The organism is Arthrobacter sp. EM1, assembly GCF_029964055.1.
Classification (GTDB): Bacteria; Actinomycetota; Actinomycetes; order Actinomycetales; family Micrococcaceae; genus Arthrobacter.
Map to the genome: position 1 here is coordinate 1,680,674 of NZ_CP124836.1, position 20,045 is coordinate 1,700,718.

At 64.9% G+C, this 20,045-nt stretch carries 16 protein-coding genes; 13 read left to right on the forward strand and 3 right to left on the reverse strand.

The features are described 5' to 3' along the window. Window positions 1-76 precede the first annotated feature (76 nt). Complete coding sequence (locus tag QI450_RS07705) at window positions 77-2,428, reverse strand: FdhF/YdeP family oxidoreductase (RefSeq protein ID WP_226773160.1); 2,352 nt, start codon at window positions 2,426-2,428, stop codon at window positions 77-79. 214 nt (window positions 2,429-2,642) lie between these two features. On the opposite strand from QI450_RS07705, the gene QI450_RS07710 reads away from it, so the two are divergent. Beyond that, entirely contained in the window at window positions 2,643-3,470 is an 828-nt protein-coding gene (locus QI450_RS07710; protein ID WP_226773159.1) for a dienelactone hydrolase family protein, read from the forward strand. Further along, window positions 3,467-3,982, forward strand: a complete 516-nt coding sequence (locus QI450_RS07715) for a TspO/MBR family protein (protein WP_226773158.1) — start codon at window positions 3,467-3,469, stop codon at window positions 3,980-3,982. The genes QI450_RS07710 and QI450_RS07715 overlap by 4 nt, the downstream gene beginning before the upstream one ends. A 9-nt stretch (window positions 3,983-3,991) precedes the next feature. Here QI450_RS07715 and QI450_RS07720 read toward each other — a convergent pair whose 3' ends face one another. Beyond that, window positions 3,992-5,779 carry a long-chain-fatty-acid--CoA ligase gene (locus tag QI450_RS07720; RefSeq protein WP_226773157.1) on the reverse strand — a complete coding sequence of 596 codons (1,788 nt, stop codon included), beginning with the start codon at window positions 5,777-5,779 and terminating at the stop codon, window positions 3,992-3,994. Window positions 5,780-5,995: 216 nt separating this feature from the next. Here QI450_RS07720 and QI450_RS07725 point away from each other — a divergent pair, with 216 nt between their 5' ends. The 7 genes from QI450_RS07725 (at window position 5,996) to QI450_RS07755 (ending at window position 12,711) form a co-directional block, all read left to right on the forward strand. Then, window positions 5,996-7,378, forward strand: a complete 1,383-nt coding sequence (locus QI450_RS07725) for an MBL fold metallo-hydrolase (RefSeq protein WP_226773156.1) — start codon at window positions 5,996-5,998, stop codon at window positions 7,376-7,378. After that, window positions 7,375-8,688 carry an erythromycin esterase family protein gene (locus QI450_RS07730; RefSeq protein ID WP_226773155.1) on the forward strand — a complete coding sequence of 438 codons (1,314 nt, stop codon included), beginning with the start codon at window positions 7,375-7,377 and terminating at the stop codon, window positions 8,686-8,688. The genes QI450_RS07725 and QI450_RS07730 overlap by 4 nt, the downstream gene beginning before the upstream one ends. Window positions 8,689-8,876: 188 nt before the next feature. Continuing rightward, window positions 8,877-9,746, forward strand: a complete 870-nt coding sequence (locus QI450_RS07735) for a universal stress protein (RefSeq protein ID WP_226773154.1) — start codon at window positions 8,877-8,879, stop codon at window positions 9,744-9,746. Between the two features lie 51 nt (window positions 9,747-9,797). Continuing rightward, window positions 9,798-10,481, forward strand: a complete 684-nt coding sequence (locus QI450_RS07740; RefSeq protein WP_226773153.1) for a hypothetical protein — start codon at window positions 9,798-9,800, stop codon at window positions 10,479-10,481. A 202-nt stretch (window positions 10,482-10,683) separates the two neighbouring features. After that, the gene (locus tag QI450_RS07745) at window positions 10,684-11,895 is read left to right on the forward strand and encodes an inorganic phosphate transporter (RefSeq protein WP_282468152.1); all 1,212 of its coding nucleotides are present in this window, start codon (window positions 10,684-10,686) and stop codon (window positions 11,893-11,895) included. Further along, the gene (locus tag QI450_RS07750) at window positions 11,895-12,116 is read left to right on the forward strand and encodes a hypothetical protein (RefSeq protein ID WP_226773152.1); all 222 of its coding nucleotides are present in this window, start codon (window positions 11,895-11,897) and stop codon (window positions 12,114-12,116) included. Before QI450_RS07745 ends, QI450_RS07750 begins: the two co-directional genes overlap by 1 nt. A gap of 43 nt (window positions 12,117-12,159) precedes the next feature. Then, window positions 12,160-12,711: a dihydrofolate reductase family protein gene (locus QI450_RS07755; RefSeq protein WP_226773151.1), complete on the forward strand. Its 552-nt coding sequence runs from the start codon at window positions 12,160-12,162 to the stop codon at window positions 12,709-12,711. A 34-nt stretch (window positions 12,712-12,745) separates the two neighbouring features. Here QI450_RS07755 and QI450_RS07760 read toward each other — a convergent pair whose 3' ends face one another. After that, a complete protein-coding gene (locus QI450_RS07760; protein WP_226773150.1) occupies window positions 12,746-13,210 on the reverse strand; it encodes a hotdog fold thioesterase in 465 nt (154 codons plus the stop codon). Between the two features lie 187 nt (window positions 13,211-13,397). Here QI450_RS07760 and polA point away from each other — a divergent pair, with 187 nt between their 5' ends. The 4 genes from polA (at window position 13,398) to QI450_RS07780 (ending at window position 19,889) form a co-directional block, all read left to right on the forward strand. Beyond that, window positions 13,398-16,055: a DNA polymerase I gene (gene polA, locus QI450_RS07765; protein ID WP_226773168.1), complete on the forward strand. Its 2,658-nt coding sequence runs from the start codon at window positions 13,398-13,400 to the stop codon at window positions 16,053-16,055. Between the two features lie 47 nt (window positions 16,056-16,102). Continuing rightward, entirely contained in the window at window positions 16,103-17,392 is a 1,290-nt protein-coding gene (locus tag QI450_RS07770; protein WP_226773149.1) for a GNAT family N-acetyltransferase, read from the forward strand. 198 nt (window positions 17,393-17,590) lie between these two features. Beyond that, complete coding sequence (gene rpsA / locus QI450_RS07775) at window positions 17,591-19,072, forward strand: 30S ribosomal protein S1 (RefSeq protein ID WP_226773148.1); 1,482 nt, start codon at window positions 17,591-17,593, stop codon at window positions 19,070-19,072. A gap of 379 nt (window positions 19,073-19,451) precedes the next feature. Then, complete coding sequence (locus QI450_RS07780) at window positions 19,452-19,889, forward strand: VOC family protein (protein WP_226773147.1); 438 nt, start codon at window positions 19,452-19,454, stop codon at window positions 19,887-19,889. Window positions 19,890-20,045: the final 156 nt, after the last annotated feature.

Consider the following 20,045-nt stretch of genomic DNA (forward strand, 5'->3'; position numbering starts at 1 on the left):
GTTCCGGAGACTGGACATTGTTCCATGATGTCCAGTGGGCCCGGTCAGGGCTGGGCATGTCCCGCGGGAAAGCCTTCTACCGCAGCTGCGCCGCGCCGGATGCCGGCGAGCTCGAACTGTTCGCTGCCTGGTCCGGGCTGGGCTCAAGCCTGACGATAACGGCCTTGGACACCGGCGTGTTGCTGCCGTCGGCCGTATGGTCCAGGGGCACCAGCACGTTGGCCTCCGGGTAGTAGGCGGCGGCGCAGCCCCGTGCGGTCGGGTAGGACACCACGCGGAACTTCCGGATAATACGCTCCACGCCATCCCGGTACTCGCCCCGGATGTCAACCAACATTCCGTCGGCAAGGCCCAGCTCCACGATGTCGTCCGGGTTCACGAAGACCACATCGCGGCCCTTCTTGATACCCCGGTAGCGGTCATTGTGCCCGTAGATGGTGGTGTTGAACTGGTCATGGGAGCGCATGGTCTGCAGGATCAGGGTTCCCTCCGGCTTCTGCACGTGCTCCAGATCGTTGACAGTCAGCACAGCTTTGCCGGTCGGGGTGGGGAACGTCCGGGAATCCCGCGGTCCGTTCTCGAGAATGAAGCCACCTTCCTGCCTGATCCTGGTGTTGTAGTCCTCGCAACCGCCCACGACCTGCGAAATGTGGTCACGGACCAGGTCGTAGTTCTTCTCGAAGCCGTCCCAGTCGGCCTTGATCCGGTCCCCAACCAGCGCTTTGCCGAGCCGGCTGACAATCGCCGTCTCGGACAGCAAGTGGTGCGAGACCGGTTCAACGCTTCCCCAGGAAGGGTGCACGGCGCAGACGGTATCCTCCACGGAGACGAACTGCGGTCCGGACTCCTGGATGTCAATCTCCGTCCGGCCCATCGTGGGCAGGATCAGTGCCTCCGCGCCTGTCACAGCGTGGGAGCGGTTGAGTTTCGTGGATACCTGCACGGAAAGCTCAGTTCCCGCCATGGCCGCTTCGGTGGCGTTGGTGTCTGCCATGGCGCCTACAAAGTTTCCGCCGAGAGCCATAAAGAACCTGATCCCTCCATCGCGCATTTTGTTGATGGTTTCCACGGCGTCCACACCGTGTTCCCGGGGCGGTTCGAAGCCGAACTCATCGCCGAGGGCGTCCATAAAGGACTGCGGCATCTGCTCCCAGATACCCATGGTGCGGTCGCCCTGGACGTTGCTGTGCCCCCGGATAGGGGAGGCTCCGGCGCCGGGCTTGCCCATGTTTCCACGCAACAGCAGCAGGTTGATGATCTCCTTAATGGTTGCCACGCCCTTCTTCTGCTGCGTGATGCCCATGGCCCAGGTGATAATGACTTTCTCGGCTTTCAGGTAGCGCGACGCGAGTTCGTCAATTTCTTCGGTTCGCAGGCCGGTCGCAGCCAGGACCGCTCCCTCGTCTAGGTAGCTGAGGTGTTCCTTGAGCTCATCGAGTCCTTCGCAGTGCGCGGCCAGGAACTCGTGGTCCAGCACGGTGCCGGGGTTTTGTGCCTCAGCGTCGAGCACACGTTTGGAGATTGCCTGCAGCAGCGCCATGTCACCGCCGATGCGGATGTGCAGGAACTGGTCAGCGATTTCCGTGCCGCGGCCAACGATGCCTTTGACCTTCTGCGGGTTCTTGTAGCGGCGCAGCCCGGCCTCCGGCAGGGGATTGACAGCAACGATTTCGCCGCCGTTTTCCTTGCAGGCTTCCAGCTCGGTAAGCATCCGCGGGTGATTGGTGCCCGGGTTCTGGCCCATGATGATGATCAGGTCGGCATTGGCGTAGTCGTCGAAACTGACGGTTGCCTTGCCAATGCCGATGGTCTGGCCCATGGCCCAGCCCGAGGACTCGTGGCACATGTTGGAACAGTCCGGCAGGTTGTTCGTGCCATAGCCGCGGACCATCAACTGGTAGAGGAAGGCGGCTTCATTGGACGTGCGGCCGCTGGTGTAAAACGCTGCCTCGTCGGGTGAGTCCAGGCCCTTGAGCTTGTCCGCGACGATCCGGATCGCCTCCGGCCAGCTCACCGGCTTGTAGTGGTCCTCGCCGGCCGGTTTGTGGACGGGCTCGGTAAGCCGGCCCTGCATTCCCAGCCAGTATTCGGAGCGGGTCCGCAGTTCGCTGACGGAATGCTCCGCCCAGAACTCACTGCCAATGACCACCGGAGTCGCCTCCCAGGTGACAGCCTTTGCGCCGTTTTCACAAAACTCGAAGGTCTTGCGGTGCTTCGGGTCCGGCCACGCGCAGCTCGGGCAGTCGAAACCCTTCTTCTGATTCATCGCCAGAACGGTCTTGCGCGTCCGGTTCACACCCATGTGCTCGATGGCAGGCACCATGGAGTGCATCACTCCGGGGATGCCGGCGGCCCAGTCCTTTGGACCGTCTCCGACCACGAGGTCCTTGTCGTCGTATTCCTCGACCTGGGGGTTCTTGCTGGTCACGTGAACTTCCCTTCTGCAACCACCGCCTGTTTAGGCTGCGCTTCACTGATACCAAGCAGACTACCTTTTTGTCCTGAGACGGGCCTAGTAGTTGGCCCGGAGCGCCGGAAGGAATTCACCGTCGACGGCGGCGCCGCGGTTACGTAGCATGTGCGGTAGGCGGTGCGGCCAAAGTGAATCAGGGAGAGCCGGCCCGAATCCGAAAGGGTCTTAGATGCCGGAGCAAAAGGTAACGCTGGCGGGCTTCACCGAGTCGACCTTCAGCCACGGCGGCATCCACCACCAGGTGTTCCGGGCGGGAGCGGGCCCGGCGGTGGTCCTGATCCACGAGGTCCCCGGGATCCACCCGGGCGTGTTGGACCTGGCGCGCAGGCTGATCGAGAGCGGATTCACGGTCTATCTTCCTTCCATGTTTGGGCGTCCCGGCGGAAAAGCGGGTGAGGGAATTGTGAAGTCAATAGCGAAAGTATGCGTCTCGCGCGAATTCGCCGTCCTGGCGAACCGGAGCAGTCCCGCCACAGGTTGGCTGTGCGCCCTTGCCGCTACCGCCCATCAGGAGTGCGGGGGTCCCGGCGTCGGGGCGATCGGCATGTGCATGACCGGAAGCTTCGCGCTGGCCATGGCCCTGGAACCCGCAGTCCTCGCCCCTGTTATGAGCCAGCCAGCGCTGCCCGCGGGCCTGACGGCACGGCGGCGGGCCGCTGTAGGTTTGGACGACGTCGAACTGGACCGGGTGAAGGACCGGACCAGCCAGGGGCTGCGGCTCCTCGGATTGCGGTTCAGCAACGACCGGGCGTGCCCGGCAGAGCGATTCGAAACCATGCGGCGCGAATTCGGCGGGAGCTTCGAAGGGATAGAAATCGATTCCTCGCCGGGCAACCCGCTCGGAATCGCCCAGTCCGCACATTGTGTGCTGACCGTGGACCTGGTGGACACCCCGGGCCACCCGACCAGGGCGGCCCTTGACCGGACCATCGAATTCATCAGCGAGCGCCTGCTCCCGGGCCGTGCCGGTATTACAACACCCAATGAGGGGCCATGAAACTGCGCACAGCCGTGTGGACCGCAGCAGCGACCGCCGCCACGGCAGCGGCCGGGGGCCTAGCCACCGATCCGGACAGCCGCTGGTACCGGGGGCTGCGGAAACCGGGCTGGCAGCCGCCGGTTATAGCCTTTCCAGTGGTCTGGACTGCCCTCTATGCGGATCTCGCGGTCAGTTCCGCCGCCGCCCTGGACAGCGGCGAGGCGGAGGATCCGCCAGACGGCAGCATCGCAGCGGCGGAGACCCGTGCCTACCGGGGCGCCCTGGCAGTCAACTTGGTTCTTAACGCGACATGGAGTTGGCTTTTCTGGCGTGCCCGCCGGCCGTGGCTGGCAGCGGCGGAATGCGCTGTGCTGACCGCAAGCAGCGCCGATCTGGTGCGTCGTACATATCAATTGAACCGCGGTGCAGGCGTGGCCCTGGCCCCCTACGCGTTGTGGTGTGGGTTCGCCGCCGTCCTGTCGGCGGCTATCGCGCGTCTCAATCCTGGTGCGGCCGGCGGCCGGCAGTAATCCTTCGCCTCAGCGCACTGCCGCGAGGGTGTCCCGGATCTCGCGGCGCAGGACCTTGCCGATCAGCGAGCGGGGGAGCGTCTCAAGGACCACCACCCGGCGGGGTACCTTGTAGGCGGTCAGGTGTTTCCGGGCAAAGACCAGGAGCGAGTCGGTGTTAATGCTGGTGCCGGCGGCCGGCACGACTGCGGCGACCACGTCCTCGCCGCCGCCGGCGCGGGGCAGTCCGACGACGCAGACTTCGGCAACCCCCGGGAACGTGGCCATGACGTCTTCAACTTCGCTGGGCGAGACATTAAAGCCCCCGGTGATGATGAGTTCCTTGATCCGGTCACGAATGGTCACGAAGTAGTCCTCGTCCACGGAGACGATGTCTCCGGTACGGAACCAACCGCCGTCGAGCAGGGCCTCCTCGGTCTCCACCGGCCGGTTCCAATAGCCGGCGAATACCTGCGGACCGCGGATCAGCAGTTCACCCTCCTCGCCCGCCGCACGGTCCAGCGCGACGTTCCTGGGATCCACCACCCGGATGTCGGTCAACGGGAAGGGTACCCCGACGGTGCCCGGCTTTCGGCTGGCGCCGAAAGGGTTGCCAATCGCGATCGGAGACGTTTCGGTGAGTCCGTAGCCCTCGATCAGGTAGCCGCCGGTCGCTTTTTCCCAGGTCTCCACGGTCGCCGTAGGCAGGTTCATCGCGCCGGAGATGGCAAAGCGGATGCTTCCCAGCCCAACGCCGCGTTCCGCCGCGGCCGCAGCGATCCGGTCGTAGATCGGCGGCACGGCCGGCAGGAAAGTCGCAGGGGACTTCTTGAGCGCCTTGAACACCAGATCGACGTCGAATTTAGGGAACAGGACCAGTTTCGCGCCGATACTCAAGGCAAACGTCATGCAGAGCGTCAGCCCGTAGGCATGGAACATCGGCAGCACCGCGTACACGGTCTCCCGGCCGTCCTTGAGCCCGGGCACCCAGGCCCTGCCCTGGGCGGCATTGGCTTGCAGATTGGCGTGGCTGAGCATGGCCGCTTTGGGCAACCCCGTGGTGCCGGAGGTGTACTGAAGGACCGCGACGTCCCGGGGTGCGGGGCGCGGATGATTCTTTTTGAGTCTGCCGGCGTCGAGGAGGTCCCGCCACGGCAGTACCGTTCGCGGGGCGGCTACGGGCCGGGCCTTCGGCTGCTTGCTGCCCACGGAGAGGGCGGCGCGGGCCTTACGGGCCGCCGGAACCGGAAGCCGCAGCGCCAGCCGCTGCAGCAGCGGCATCGCCGGAATGAGTTCCACCGAGACGATGCTGCGCAGCCCAACGTCGGCCGGCAACTGGCGGACCCGTTCCACCGCTTTATCCCAAACAATTGCGACGACGGCCCCGTGATCCTCGAACTGGTGGCGCAGCTCCCGGTCCGTGTACAGCGGATTGTGCTCGACCACAACGGCGCCCAGGCGCAGCACGGCATGGAAGGCAATGATGTGCTGCGGGCAGTTTGGCAGCACGAGGGCGACCCGGTCGCCGGCCTTGACGCCGAGCTTCTCCAGACCGGCGGCGGCCCGGCTGATCAGCGTGCCGAGCTCGCGGTAGCTGGTGCGGGCGCCGAAAAACTCCAGCGCGGTCTTCGACCCATAACGCCGCACCGACTTGTCCAGGAGGTCGACGAGCGAGCCTTTCGGGAGCGCCAGGCGGGACGGTACGCCCGGCCCGTACGCGCGGGTCCAGGGGCGTTCGCTCCACGGCTGCCCATGTTCCCGGGCAGTATCCGCCGAAGCTGGGCCGGTGGACGAGCTCGACGTCGATGTCTTTTTCATGATCAGTCCTTGCCACTGCAATCCACAGGTGTTCGCGCGCCAGGAGGCCCGCCCAAAAAATCCTACCGGTGCCTGCGCGGTGCGGCTGCCGCGCCCGTGACTTTTGGCCCTATGGCCGGCCGCGGTGCGGGCGGAAGCTGAGGCTACATCGCTTGCGCGGGTCAGCGCCGCCCCGTCGTGTTGATGCCGGTCATTCCAGGCGGGAACGGGAACACCATGACGCACCAGCAGCCAACCCTCCGCTTCCTCGGAGCCACGGATACCGTCACAGGTTCCCGCTACCTGCTGGAAGCCGGCGGTAAACTGGTCCTGGTGGACTGCGGACTCTTCCAGGGCTACAAACGCAGCCGAGAACGCAACCGGACACCGTTTCCGGTCCCGCCGGAATCAATCGACGCCGTCGTCCTGACCCATGCGCATCTGGACCACACCGGTTACGTTCCCGTCCTGGTGCGCAATGGATTCGCCGGTCCGGTGATCGCCACTGAAGGCACCACCGACCTGTGCAAGCTGCTCCTTCCCGACAGCGGCTACCTGCAGGAGGAGGAAGCCCGGTACGCCACCCACAGGGGATCGGCCGGGCACAACCCGGCGCTGCCGCTCTACACCGCAGCTGACGCCGTCGCTTCGCTCAACAGTTTCACTGTCCGTGCTTTTGACGATCCACTGGACCTCGGCGGCGGGATGGTGCTGACGCTCCTGCCGGCGGGCCATATCCTCGGCGCCGCGCAGGTCCACGTGCGGATGGGCTCCCGGTCGGTGCACTTCACCGGGGACCTGGGACGGTCTGATGACCCGCTGATGTTCCCGCCACGGCCCCTGCCAGCGACCGACGTACTGGTCACTGAATCGACCTACGGGAACCGGAAGCACTCCACCGTGGCTCCGGAGAAGCAACTGGCGGACATTATTAACCGGGTCGCGAAGCGCGGCGGCGTGGTGCTGGTCGCGGCGTTCGCCGTCGGCCGGGCCGAGACGTTGATGCTGCACCTGTCCCGGCTCCGCAGCAAGAACCTGATCCCGGACATCCCCGTGTACCTGAACAGCCCAATGGCGATCGATGCCTCCGGGATGTATCAGCGCCACCCCGAAGAGCACCGGCTTGGCGAGCAGGAATACCGGAACATGTACAAAATCGCCCGGCTCACCCGCTCCGTTGATGAATCCAAGCTGCTGAACCTCCGCGGCGGCCCCATGATCATCATCTCCGCCAGCGGAATGCTCACCGGCGGAAGGATCCTGCACCATCTCGCCGCCTACGGGCCGGATCCGAAGAACGCTGTGATCCTCAGCGGATACCAGGCCGGCGGCACCCGTGGCGCCGCCCTCGCGGCCGGCGGGCGCGAGCTCCGCGTTTATGGTGAGGACATCGTGGTCCGCGCTGAAGTGATCCAAATGGAAAGCCTCTCTGCGCACGCGGACGCCGACGGCATCATCGCGTGGATGAAGGCCGCCGAAACAGCACCACGGATGACTTACATCACCCACGGAGAGCCGGACGCCTCCGATGCCCTGCGCCTGCGGATCAAGCGTGAACTCGGCTGGCGGGCCCGGGTTCCCGAGCACCTCGAAACGATCTCCGTTGAGGAGCCCTGGTGACCTCGGGCACCGCGAAATCCGCGGTATTGGCCGAAATACACTCGCTGGCCCGGCCCTTGACGACCGACCGGGACCTCAACGGGCTCGTCCGGCGGGCCGGGGACTGCCGGTTCGTCGCGATTGGCGAAGCGTCCCACGGAACACACGAGTTCTATACCTGGCGCGACACCCTCAGCAGGCGCCTGATCGAAGAGGAGGGCTATAACTGGATCGGTGTCGAGGGGGATTGGCCCGATTGCTGGCGGATCAACCGCTGGGTGCGCGGCGAGACCGGGCAGGACCAGGGGGTCCATGCCCTGCTCGCGGGATTTGGACGCTGGCCCACCTGGCTGTGGGCGAACGAGGAAGTTGCGGCCTTCCTGGACTGGCTCCGAAGCTGGAATATCCGCCGTCCGATGAGCCGGCGGGTCGGTTTCTACGGGCTCGACGTGTACTCGCTCTGGGATTCGCTCCGAGAAATCATCAGTTGGCTTCGGGACAACGAGCCCGGCGCGGTACCCGCGGCCCTGCGAGCCTGGCAGTGCTTCGTGCCCCACCACGAAGACCCGCAAAGGTACGCCTGGAGCACGAGGCTGGTCCCGCAGTCCTGCGAGGCTGACGTCATCGCCCTCCTCACCGAGGTCAGAAGCAGGGTGTCCGGCCCGGGCGGGCACGACGAAGGAGCGTTCGACGCGGTGCAGAACGCCGAGGTGGCAGCCAACGCCGAGCACTATTACCGGATCATGGTCCGCGGTGACCGCCAGTCCTGGAACATCCGGGACCACCACATGGCCGATACCATCGACCGGCTCAGCAAACACCTGGGTGCCGACTCGAAGGGACTCATTTGGGCGCACAACACCCATGTGGGGGATGCCCGGGCTACGGATATGACGCAGGACGGGCTGGTGAACGTGGGGCAATTGCTGCGCGAACGGCACGCCGCCGAGGGCGTGCTGCTGGTGGGCCTCGCCTGCCACCGGGGCGGGGTAATCGCGGCGGACGCCTGGGGCAGCCACGAGCGGGTCCTGCCGGTTCCGGCCGCGCGCCCGGGCAGCCACGAGGATTTCCTGCACGAGGCACTGGGGGCGGAAGCGGTGCTGGAGTTCAATGCCGACAGGAACGGGCCTTGGCTCTCGAGCTGGCTTGGCCACCGGGCGATAGGTGTCCTCTACCACCCTGAGCGGGAGCTGGGGAATTACGTTCCGACCCGGATGGGTGAGCGCTACGACGCGCTGGTCTGGTTCGAGCACACCCGCCCGCTGCGACCGATTCACCATGAGGCTCCGCCGCGGGAACCGGAATTTGCAACTGAGCCGACCGGCTTCTAGTCCGGGCCCGTTTCACGTCCGGGCCCGTTTCACGTCCCGGCGCGGATGAGGCACCGGTGCGCGGGGCTTAAGCCCCTAACCGGCGGAGCAGCCCCGGCGGAGAATAAGGTGTCGGCGGACTCCCGGTACTGCCGCCCGGATCACGCGAAGCAGGACAGACCCCGCTACGGAAAAGAGCACGATTCAGAATGAAAAAGCCAATCGTCGTCGGTATCAACGGATCAGCCGGAAGCAAGGCCGCGCTGGCATGGGCCCTCGAACGCGCGGCCCGCGACAAGCTTCCCGTCACGGTGATCCACGCCGTGGATGACCGCTGGATGACCCCGGATTTCCAGTACCACGAACTCATCAGGCAGGCCGGCACGGAACTGCTCCAGGAGGCGAAGGCCAGCGCCAGCGGACAGGCCCCCAGTGTCAAGGTCGACGTCGAACTCGGTCACGGCAGCGGCAGCTCGGTGCTGCGGGACGCCGCCAAGGAAGCATCGTTGGTGGTCGTGGGCGAGCACGACAAACACTGGTTGGACGGCGGCCCCATGTCGGATCGTGCCCTGCAGATCGTCTCCGCCTCCGAAGCTTCCGCAGCTGTCATTCCGCTCAAGGCCGGCGCGGGGAACCACGGCGTTGTGGTGGGAGTGGACGGTTCCGAAGAATCCCTCCAGGCCGTGAACTTCGCGGCCGCGGAGGCAGACCGCGGCAGTGACGAGTTGACAGTCGTCTTCGCCTTCCGCAGGCCGGCGCGCTGGATCGAAACCCAGCTGCCGGAGAGCGGGCTCGCGGAATCCATCCTTGAGGAGGACCGGGTCGTCCTGGCGGAATCCGTCGCAGGGCTGGGCGATAAGTATCCGGACCTGATTGTCCACCAGCGCCTGGAGACCGACACCGAACCCGCCAAAGCCCTGGTCGAAGCCGCCAGGGACGCACGGCTCCTCGTGGTTGGCAGCCGCGGCCACGGGGGCTTTTCCCGGATGCTGCTCGGCTCCACAGCCCACGCCGTCCTCCTCAGCTTGCCGTGCCCGACCATCGTTACCCGGGTCCACAAGGTTAAGCACAAGGACTGAGCGGCGCAGCGGACCTTTTAGCCTGCCCGCGCCGGGTGGGAGGAACCTCTGGTGCAGCCCGTCCTGGATTTTATTGGCCACTATTGGTGGCTGGTCTTCCCGCTCAGCGGAGTGTTCGGCGGTTGGGCACGTTCCTGGTCCCAAGCCAGTGAACGCCGGCACAAGCGGCGGGTTGAGCTCTATACGCTTCGCAACCAGGCCGCGGAGGCGGAACAGGCCAGCCGGTCCGAGGCCTGGAACCTGGTGGAAAGCCACAACGCCGTCAACCGGCGGTGGCTCGACTATGAACTCGACGTGGGCAAGCTCATCGACTTTCCGGCCATGACCGACGTCCGCGAACCGCTAACGGTAGCGTTCCTGCGCGCCAAACGGACGGCCGACGCCATGCGACCCGAAGCCCCGGAGGACATCACAACGCTGTCGCGGTTAGCTGAGTACCGCGAAGCCGTACACGGCTTCGCCCTCGCCTTCGACGTCGCCGAGCGTGAGGCCCTGCGGATCAAGGACAGCAACTTCACCGGACCCGAGCGGCAGCGCCTCGCGACGGCCCGGAAGCTGCTGCGGATCGCGTCGGATGCTGCTGCCACACCGGCGGAACGGCAAACCGCGTACCGGCGCGCGCGCCGCGAACTGGACGGACTGATTGCGCTGCCTGACGTGACGGTTGCTGCGCTTGAGCAGAAGGCCGCCGCGATGATCGACGCCGCGCCGGCACCCGATCTCCAGCAGAACTGAGGAAAGGCGCTTGCGCCCCGCCCACTGACCCGGCCAGGGCGGCGCCGGGGCCAGTTTTGGGCCCTGCTACCCTTGCCCTTTACCCTTTAACGCGTCAAGCGATTTTGCTGAACCCCGCACGCCTATCCGGTGAATTCCGGATGAATGATGCGGCGCCGGCGGATGAAACTGCTGACCGACTACTCTGCAGATTGGGCAATAGGTGCAAATCACCATCATGGTGGCGCTGGTGATATCGCTGGCACTTTTTTTTGACTTCACCAACGGATTTCATGACACCGCCAACGCGATGGCCACCCCCATTGCCACCGGCGCCATCAAACCCAAAACGGCGGTCGCCCTCGCGGCGGTCCTGAACCTGGTGGGAGCATTCCTGTCCACGGAAGTGGCCAGGACCGTGTCAGGCGGAATTATCAAGGAAGGTGCCGACGGCATCCAGATCACACCGGAGATCATCTTCGCCGGCCTGATGGGCGCCATCCTCTGGAACATGATCACCTGGCTCAAAGGCCTGCCGTCGAGTTCCTCGCACGCATTATTTGGCGGTCTGATCGGTGCGGCCATCGCCGGGATCGGGATCCATTCGGTTAACTTCTCGTCCCTGACACAGAAGGTGATCCTGCCCGCCATCTTTGCGCCGATCATCGCCGGCGGTGTTGCGTACCTGTGCACCAAGCTTGCGTATGCGCTGACTTCCCGGCACGATCCGGATACCGGCAGCAAGCTCACCCAGAAGCGCGGCGGATTCCGGACCGGCCAGATTTTCACCTCCAGCCTCGTTGCCCTTGCCCACGGGACCAACGACGCACAAAAGACGATGGGCATCATCACGCTGGTGCTGATTGCTGCGGGCAGCCAGCAGCCGGGCTCCGGACCTCAACTCTGGGTCATCGCCGCCTGCGCCCTCGCCATCGCGCTTGGTACCTACTCCGGTGGCTGGCGCATCATCCGCACGATGGGATCCGGGCTTACCGACGTCAAGCCGGCACAGGGCTTTGCCGCCGAAAGCAGCACGGCTTCCGCCATCCTGGCCTCCTCCCATCTGGGGTTTGCACTGTCCACCACGCAGGTAGCGTCCGGCTCCGTAATCGGTTCAGGCTTGGGCCGGCGCGGGACCACCGTACGATGGGGCACCGCTGGGCGGATTGCGCTGGGTTGGCTCTTCACCCTTCCGGCTGCGGGGTTGATGGGGGCGCTCACGGCACTGCTGGTGAATACCGGCGTCGGCGGCGTGGTGATTGCCGCCGTGGCCGGCACTGCGGCCGTGACCTACATGTTTGTGCACTCGAACAAGTCGCGGGTCGGACACCACAATGCCGTAGAAGTCGAGGAAGCCGGCACGGCCGTGCACTTCCGCAAGAAAAAGGCACGCGCCGCCGCCGGCACCAACAACAAGCCGAAGGGCGAGCTCTGATGAAGTGGCTGGAACTGGTTCAAGTCGCCGGCGCAACGCTCGTCGCTGCGCTGACCGTTGTGGTCCTTTACTCCTTGGGAGTCCGCCTCACGGCCATCGCCGGCGACGTCGATGAGCGGAAACCGGCATGGGTCCGGCCGCTCGCGTACGTCTGCTTCGGTCTTTGCGGGCTGGCCGTCTTGTTCGGGTTGTACCTGATCATTCCCTACTTCAGCAAATAACCGGCAGGTGGGCGTCCGGGGCGGGTCCGGCTACGCTGGGGCCATGCCTGGATTCCAGTATTTTGTTGCGTCCTCGCTGGACGGATTCATCGCCACCGCCGACGACGAACTGGACTGGCTGCTCCAGTTCGACGGCTTCGCCGGGGGCAAGGAAAGCTATGAAGCCTTTATGGCGGAGGTGGGCTGCATCGTGATGGGCGGTGAGACCTACGCCTGGCTAAGGAAGAACGAACCCGGCCACTGGCCCTACCCAACGACGGCGTGCTGGGTCTTCACACGCCACGAACTCTCCGCCCCGCCCGGTGCGAACGTGACGTTTGTCCGCGGTCCCGTGGCCGAGTTCGTTGCTGATCTCGAGGCCGAAGCGGGAGACCGGAATGTCTGGATCGTCGGGGGCGGCGTACTCGCAGCCCAATTCGCGGATGCCGGCGCGCTGGACGAGATCATTATTTCGATAATTCCCGTTGTCCTCGGCAGCGGCAAGCCGGTGCTGCCGATGTCGGGGCCGACGGCACCGATGGAGCTGCTTTACGCGCACACCATGGGCCGGGGCATCATGGAACTGCGCTACCGTTTCGGGCGCGCCCAGGCATAGAACCGCTGCGGCGAGGCGCCGGGCTGCGGGGCTGCTACTCGGCGATGTCGCGGATCAGGTTGGTGATGCGCGCGGTCGAGAGCCTGCGGCCCTGCTCGTCCGTCATCACGATCTCGTGCGTGGTCAGGGTGCGGCCAAGGTGGATGGCAGTGCACGTGCCGGTCACCGTGCCCGCGGTGATTGCCCGGTGATGCGTGGCGCTGACGTCGATTCCCAGCGCCTGCCGCTGCGGCCCGGCATGCATTCCGGCAGCAAAGGAACCAAGCGTCTCGGCAAGCACCACGTGGGCACCGCCGTGCAGGATGCCGGCGACCTGGGTGTTGCCTTCCACCGGCATGGTGCCAACAGTGCGCTCGGGACTCATCTCCACGAAATGGATGCCCATCTTCACCACCAGGGCGCCCACACCGTAGTGCCCCAGCCAATCGTGCATTTCCTCGGGAATCCCGGCTGCCGCCAGCTCGGCCGTGTACGGGCCCGGCGTGAAATTGTCCGTCATGGGAACTAGGCTGGCACCTGTGAGCGAAACTACCAAACCGGCCCTTGCCCCCTCTGCCGCGGATACCCTTCCGGCAACGGAGACCGAATCAGCGATTGCGGCCAGGCCCGTGCCCTCCAGCCGGGCCGCGGAACCGGTTTCCGCCACTGCGGCGCCCGTGGTTCCGATCACCGGTCAGCCCCGGCTGATGGTCCTCGACGGCCACTCCATGGCATTTCGTGCGTTCTTCGCGCTGCCGGCTGACAAATTCTCCACCGCCACGGGACAGCACACAAACGCCGTACACGGCTTTACGTCCATGCTGATCAACCTCATCAAGGAGCAGAAGCCCACCCACGTTGCCGTCGCCTTCGACGTCTCCGATGACACCACCCATCGCAAGGCCGAATACAGCGACTACAAGGGCGGACGCAACGAAACCCCCCGCGAGATGAGCGGCCAGATCGACCTCATCGACAAGGTCATGGGAGCTTGGGGCATCAAGACCATCAAGATGCCCGGCTACGAAGCTGACGATATCCTGGCCACCCTCGCCACGATGGGAGACAAGGCCGGTTTCGAGGTGCTCCTGGTTTCGGGGGACCGGGATGCCTTCCAGCTGATCACTGACAACGTCTTTGTGCTGTACCCGAAAAAGGGTGTCAGTGACATTCCCCGCCTGGATGCCGTGGCCATCCAGGAGAAGTATTTCGTCACGCCAGCCCAGTATTCGGACCTCGCCGCGCTGGTGGGAGAGTCCGCGGACAACCTTCCCGGCGTTCCCGGCGTCGGCCCCAAGACGGCAGCGAAGTGGATTAACCTTTACGGCGGCCTGGAGGGGGTTCTGGCGAACATCGACTCCATCGGCGGGAAGGTGGGGGATTCCCTCCGCGAAAACGTTGAGGACGTCAAGCGCAACCGGAGGCTGAACAGGCTCCACACCGATCTGGAGCTCCCGGTGACGCTGGAAGAACTTTCGGAACCGCGGCCGGACCAGGCTGCCATCGAGGAGTTGTTCGATACCCTCGAATTCAAGACCATCCGTACCCGGCTCTTGGCCCTGTACGGCAGTGAGGTCGCTGAGCCGGAGAGAGAGCGCCTCGACACTCCGGACTTCGTGGTCCCTTCGGACGCTGCCGAGCTGGCTGCTTTCCTCGACTCGGGGGCCGGCAAGCGTTCAGCTGTCGCCGTCGACCTCGTGCCGGGCCGGATCGGCGAGGATGCCGCTGCCCTGGCCATCGTCCGTGCGGACGGGGCTGCCTACATCGACCTCACCGGCCAGGATGCCGCCGCCGAGAACGTCCTGGCCGGCTGGCTCAGGGACGCGGCCGCGCCCAAGGTCATGCATGGCTACAAGGCGGCACTCAAAGCTCTCTCCAACCGTGGCCTGGGCCTGGACGGCGTGGTGGACGACACCGCAATTTCCGGGTACCTCATTCAGCCTGACCGCCGCAGCTATGAGCTCGCCGAACTCGCCCAGCACCACCTGAACATCGGCGTCGCGACCGAGGCGGCCAAGGCCGGCCAGCTTGAGTTGGCGTTCGACGGCGATACTGCCGCCGCCGGCGCGCTCGTCCAGGTGGCCGCCGTCGTCCAGGCACTGAGCCGCTACTTCGAAACTGAGCTGCAGGAACGCGGAGCCCAGGACCTGCTGACCACCCTCGAGCTGCCCGTCAGCCGGGTCCTTGCCGACATGGAACTCGCCGGAATTGCCATCGACATGGCGCGTATGGACGAGCAGTTGGCGGATCTGGCCAAGGTCATCGACAACGCCCAGGAGCTTGCGTTCGCCGCGATTGGCCACGAAGTAAACCTGGGGTCGCCGAAGCAGCTCCAGACGGTCCTGTTTGAGGAGCTGGGACTGCCGAAAACCAAAAAGATCAAGTCCGGGTACACCACCGACGCCGCGTCGCTCAAGAACCTGCTGGAAAAGACCGGGCACGAATTCCTCGTCCAGCTAATGGCGCACCGCGAGTCCTCGAAGCTGCGTCAGATGCTGGAGTCGCTGAAGAAGTCCGTCACCGACGACGGCCGGATCCACACCAGTTACGCGCAAAACGTCGCAGCCACCGGCCGGATCTCGTCCAACAACCCCAACCTGCAGAACATCCCCATCCGCAGCGAGGAGGGCCGCCGTGTGCGCAGCATCTTTGTGGTCAGCGATGGCTACGACTGCCTGCTCTCGGCCGACTACTCGCAGATCGAAATGCGCATCATGGCGCACCTCTCGGGGGATGCGGGCCTGATTCAGGCCTACAAGGACGGCGAAGACCTGCATCGGTTCGTAGGTTCCAACATCTTCCATGTACCCACAGACCAGGTGACCAGTGCGATGCGTTCCAAGGTCAAGGCCATGTCCTATGGCCTTGCCTACGGACTGACCTCCTTCGGGCTCTCCAAGCAGCTCGAGGTTTCCGTCGATGAGGCGAGGACGCTGATGAAGGACTACTTCGACCGGTTCGGCGCCGTCCGCGACTATCTCCGCGGCGTCGTGGAGCAGGCCAGAATCGACGGGTACACCGCCACCATCGAGGGCCGACGCCGGTATCTTCCGGACCTCACGAGCACCGACCGCCAGCTGCGCGAGAACGCTGAGCGCATTGCGCTGAACTCTCCGATCCAGGGATCGGCAGCGGACATCATCAAGCGTGCGATGCTCGGGGTCTCCGGTGCGCTGGCCGAACAGGGACTGAAGTCGCGGATGCTGCTGCAGGTCCATGACGAACTGGTTTTGGAAGTCGCGGCCGGAGAGCGGGACACCGTGGAAAAGCTCGTGACCGAGCAGATGGGGGCGGCTGCCAGGTTGACCGTTCCGCTGGAAGTCCAGATCGGCGTCGGTTCGAGCTGGTACGAGGCGGGGCATTGATGCCTGCGTGAATTGTGGATTTTGCAGGATACCCAGGGGGAAAGCACATGACTGAAAAGTACGAGATCAGGAGGTTCCGGGCGGCCCAAAAGGGCGAACCGGACTACGCGCTGGGCGTCTCCTGGCTGCGCGGCGTCGGCGTCGGCTTTTACGACGAGCGCCACAAGGACGAGTTCGTGGACAAGGTCATGGCCATGTACCGCGCCGACAACCGCGAGCTGACGGGGGTCTACCAGCGCGGCACAGTGGCCGCGCATTCCCTGGCTGCCGACATCCCCGTGGCCACCTTCGGGACCCTGCGCAAAAACCTCAATGTCGGTTACGGCCGGCAGCTCGAAGCGCAGCTGATCACCGCCGTAACCGTCCGGGGAACCCACCGCCGGCAGGGACTCCTGCGCCGGATGATGACCGAGGACCTGGCGGCGTCGAAAGCCGACGGCCTGGCCATTGCTGCCCTGACGGCGTCCGAGGCTTCCATCTACGGGCGGTTCGGCTTCGGCGTCGCGACGTTCGAGCGCAGCGTGAAGGTGGACACCGGCCCGCGCTTCCGGCTGCGGCACAGTGCGAGCGGCTCGGTGGAAGTCGCCGACCGGAAAGTCCTGCTGGAGCTGGCCCAGGGCGTGTTCGAACGCGTCCACCGGGTCACGCCCGGGTCTATCGATCGGCAGGACGCCTACCGGCAGCGCAGCTCGGGGACACTAGGCCGGGACGGGGCGGAGGACGAATCGATCCGCTGTGCCCTGCACTACGACGCCGACGGTGCTGTGGACGGTTATGTCGCCTACAAATTCTCCGGCTGGGACACCACGCCAGCCACCATGGAAGTCGTTGACCTCGTCGCTGCCACCACGTCCGGCTACCTCGAGCTGTGGCAGTTCCTCGGCAGCATCGACCTCATTCAGCGTGTTGCGTGGGCCGAAGCCCCCGTGGACGATCCGCTGACGTGGGCCCTTGAGGACCCGCGTTGCATCGAGTCCGCCGAGAACGCAGACATGCTTTGGCTCCGGATCCTGGACACGGCCAAAGCCCTCGGCGCACGACGCTACTCGACCGACGGCAGCCTGGTCCTGCACGTCACCGACACCCTGGGCTTCGCGGCGGGCACGTACACGCTCACTGTGACTGACGGTGAAGCCCGCGTGGAGTCCGCCCCGGACGGCACCGAACCGGACCTGAGCCTCGACGTCGCGGAACTCGGGTCCGTCTTTCTCGGCGCAGTCTGCCCGGTGACGCTGGCGGCTGCCGGGCGGATCCTGGAGCACGTTTCCGGGGCCGCACTGACCGCACGGCTGATGTTCGCCGTCGACCGTGCACCGCACTGCCTGACGCACTTTTAGGCGAATTGGCCCCGAGCCGTTGCACTTTGACCGGCGTTCCCGTATACGACTAGACTAAACGGGCGTGTACTACGTGCCCGCATCTTCAATCCACAAATCAGGATGACCCGGCAAAATGCCGTGCCTGCTCCCGTGTCGCCGACGCGGGCGCAGCGGTTGGCCTGACCGACTAACTATCCACAACGGAGCCCCTACTACATGACCATCACCTCCACCGAGAAGCCCGGTACACCCGTAGTCGCAATTAACGACATCGGTACCGCTGAGGACTTCCTCGCAGCTGTCGACGCCACCATCAAGTACTTCAACGACGGGGACCTCGTCGAAGGTACCGTCGTGAAGGTCGACCGCGACGAAGTTCTGCTCGACATCGGTTACAAGACCGAAGGTGTCATTCCCTCCCGCGAGCTGTCCATCAAGCACGATGTTGATCCCGGAGACGTCGTCTCCGTTGGCGATCTCGTCGAAGCCCTGGTGCTCACCAAGGAAGACAAAGAAGGCCGCCTGATCCTCTCCAAGAAGCGTGCTCAGTACGAGCGCGCCTGGGGCGACATCGAGAAGGTCAAGGAAGAGGACGGCGTCGTCACCGGCACCGTCATCGAGGTTGTCAAGGGTGGTCTTATCCTCGACATCGGCCTGCGCGGCTTCCTGCCGGCATCCCTCGTCGAGATGCGCCGTGTGCGCGACCTTGCTCCGTACATCGGCCAGAAGATCGAAGCCAAAATCATCGAGCTGGACAAGAACCGCAACAACGTGGTGCTGTCCCGCCGTGCATGGCTCGAGCAGACCCAGTCCGAGGTCCGCTCCACGTTCCTCAACAAGCTGGAAAAGGGCCAGGTCCGTCCCGGCGTCGTTTCCTCCATCGTCAACTTCGGTGCCTTCGTGGACCTGGGCGGCGTAGACGGCCTCGTTCACGTTTCCGAGCTGTCCTGGAAGCACATCGACCACCCGTCCGAGGTTGTCGAGGTGGGCCAAGAAGTCACCGTCGAGGTTCTCGAGGTCGATCTGGACCGCGAGCGTGTTTCCCTCTCGCTCAAGGCTACGCAGGAAGACCCGTGGCAGACCTTCGCCCGCACCCACGCCCTCGGGCAGGTTGTGCCGGGTAAGGTCACCAAGCTGGTTCCGTTCGGCGCGTTCGTTCGCGTTGAAGACGGCATCGAAGGCCTGGTCCACATCTCCGAGCTCGCAGTGCGCCACGTAGAGCTGGCCGAGCAGGTTGTCTCCGTCGGGGATGAGCTGTTCGTCAAGGTCATCGACATCGACCTCGAACGCCGCCGCATCTCGCTGTCCCTCAAGCAGGCCAACGAGGGCGTCGACGCCGACTCCACCGAATTCGATCCGGCTCTGTACGGCATGGCCGCAGAGTACGACGAAGAAGGCAACTACAAGTACCCGGAGGGCTTCGATCCGGAGTCCAACGAGTGGCTTGAAGGCTACGAGACGCAGCGCGCCGCCTGGGAGCAGCAGTACGCTGACGCCCAGACCCGCTGGGAAGCCCACAAGAAGCAGGTTGCCCAGCACGCTGCCGATGACGCTGCAGCTGCAACGTCCGGCGAGAGCGACTCCGGCACCACCAGCTACTCCTCCGAGCCGGCTGCAGCCGAGTCCAACACCGGTGGCGGCACGCTCGCTTCCGACGAGGCTCTGGCAGCACTGCGCGAGAAGCTGACCGGCAACTAATTGCCCGTGGTTCCCGGGGATCCACTCCCCGGGCCCTGGCAGTTTGTAGCCTAAATTAGCGCCATAAAAGTGGCCGTCCCTCCGGGGGCGGCCATTTTTGTGTTGTTTTACAAGTGCCACTGTTTTCGGGCCGGCCCTGGCTGCTCCCCGTGGGGACATGCCCGGTGGTGGCTGCGGCCACTGGACATAACAGTATTATGCTCAGGCCTGGTCCCGAGGGCGGGGCATGTCCGGAGGTATCCCGCCGGGCCTGGTGGACATGTCCGTCGCAGACCGAGCCAGGCCATGCCGTTGGTGGCGGGCGGAATGGTTGACTTTGCAGCTGCTTAGCGTCGATGCTGTCCGGGTTAGGTCAACGGAACACAAGGGGGCGGCCACTATGGGTGGAACTGCAGGAAATTTCCAGGCAACCGAGCCAGCTGACAACCGGACTTGGCCAGGGGCAATCGGAGCCATCACCTTATTCGTCGAGGATCTGCCCGTGGCAAAACGCTTCTACCGGGAAGTGTTTGGTCTGCCGGTGGCGTATGAAGACGAGGCCTCGGCTGTGTTTAGGTTCGAGAACACCCTGATCAATTTGTTGAACTCTTCCGAGGCACCGGAGCTCATCGGCCCTGCCAAGGTGGCTTCCGCCGAGGTCGGCGCCAGGATGCAATTCACCCTCGAGGTGGACGACGTTGATGCCTTGTGCGCGGATTTGACCGGGCGCGGCGTCGAACTCCTGAATGGACCGGTGAACCGGCCGTGGGGTATCCGCACGGCAAGCTTTCGCGACCCCGGCGGCCACATTTGGGAAATTGCGGCGGCTCTCGCCTGAATCCGGGTGGACCATGTCCAGCCGCGGACCCGGGCGATGGGAACATCAGGATTATGTCCAAGGGCTTGGGCTAACAGGGGGCATGCTCAGCATCGGGGGGTGCTGAACAGTGGGCATGTCCACCGGGGGGTGGTGAACGGCGGGCATGCTCAGGGT

Coding starts and splice junctions, on each gene's coding strand:
- QI450_RS07710 (WP_226773159.1), top strand. CDS start 2,643: ATGCCGGAGCAAAAGGTAACGCTGGCGGGCTTCACCGAGTCGACCTTC.
- QI450_RS07715 (WP_226773158.1), top strand. CDS start 3,467: ATGAAACTGCGCACAGCCGTGTGGACCGCAGCAGCGACCGCCGCCACG.
- QI450_RS07720 (WP_226773157.1), bottom strand. CDS start 5,779: ATGAAAAAGACATCGACGTCGAGCTCGTCCACCGGCCCAGCTTCGGCG.
- QI450_RS07725 (WP_226773156.1), top strand. CDS start 5,996: ATGACGCACCAGCAGCCAACCCTCCGCTTCCTCGGAGCCACGGATACC.
- QI450_RS07735 (WP_226773154.1), top strand. CDS start 8,877: ATGAAAAAGCCAATCGTCGTCGGTATCAACGGATCAGCCGGAAGCAAG.
- QI450_RS07750 (WP_226773152.1), top strand. CDS start 11,895: ATGAAGTGGCTGGAACTGGTTCAAGTCGCCGGCGCAACGCTCGTCGCT.
- QI450_RS07755 (WP_226773151.1), top strand. CDS start 12,160: ATGCCTGGATTCCAGTATTTTGTTGCGTCCTCGCTGGACGGATTCATC.
- QI450_RS07760 (WP_226773150.1), bottom strand. CDS start 13,210: ATGACGGACAATTTCACGCCGGGCCCGTACACGGCCGAGCTGGCGGCA.
- polA (WP_226773168.1), top strand. CDS start 13,398: ATGGTCCTCGACGGCCACTCCATGGCATTTCGTGCGTTCTTCGCGCTG.
- QI450_RS07770 (WP_226773149.1), top strand. CDS start 16,103: ATGACTGAAAAGTACGAGATCAGGAGGTTCCGGGCGGCCCAAAAGGGC.
- rpsA (WP_226773148.1), top strand. CDS start 17,591: ATGACCATCACCTCCACCGAGAAGCCCGGTACACCCGTAGTCGCAATT.
- QI450_RS07780 (WP_226773147.1), top strand. CDS start 19,452: ATGGGTGGAACTGCAGGAAATTTCCAGGCAACCGAGCCAGCTGACAAC.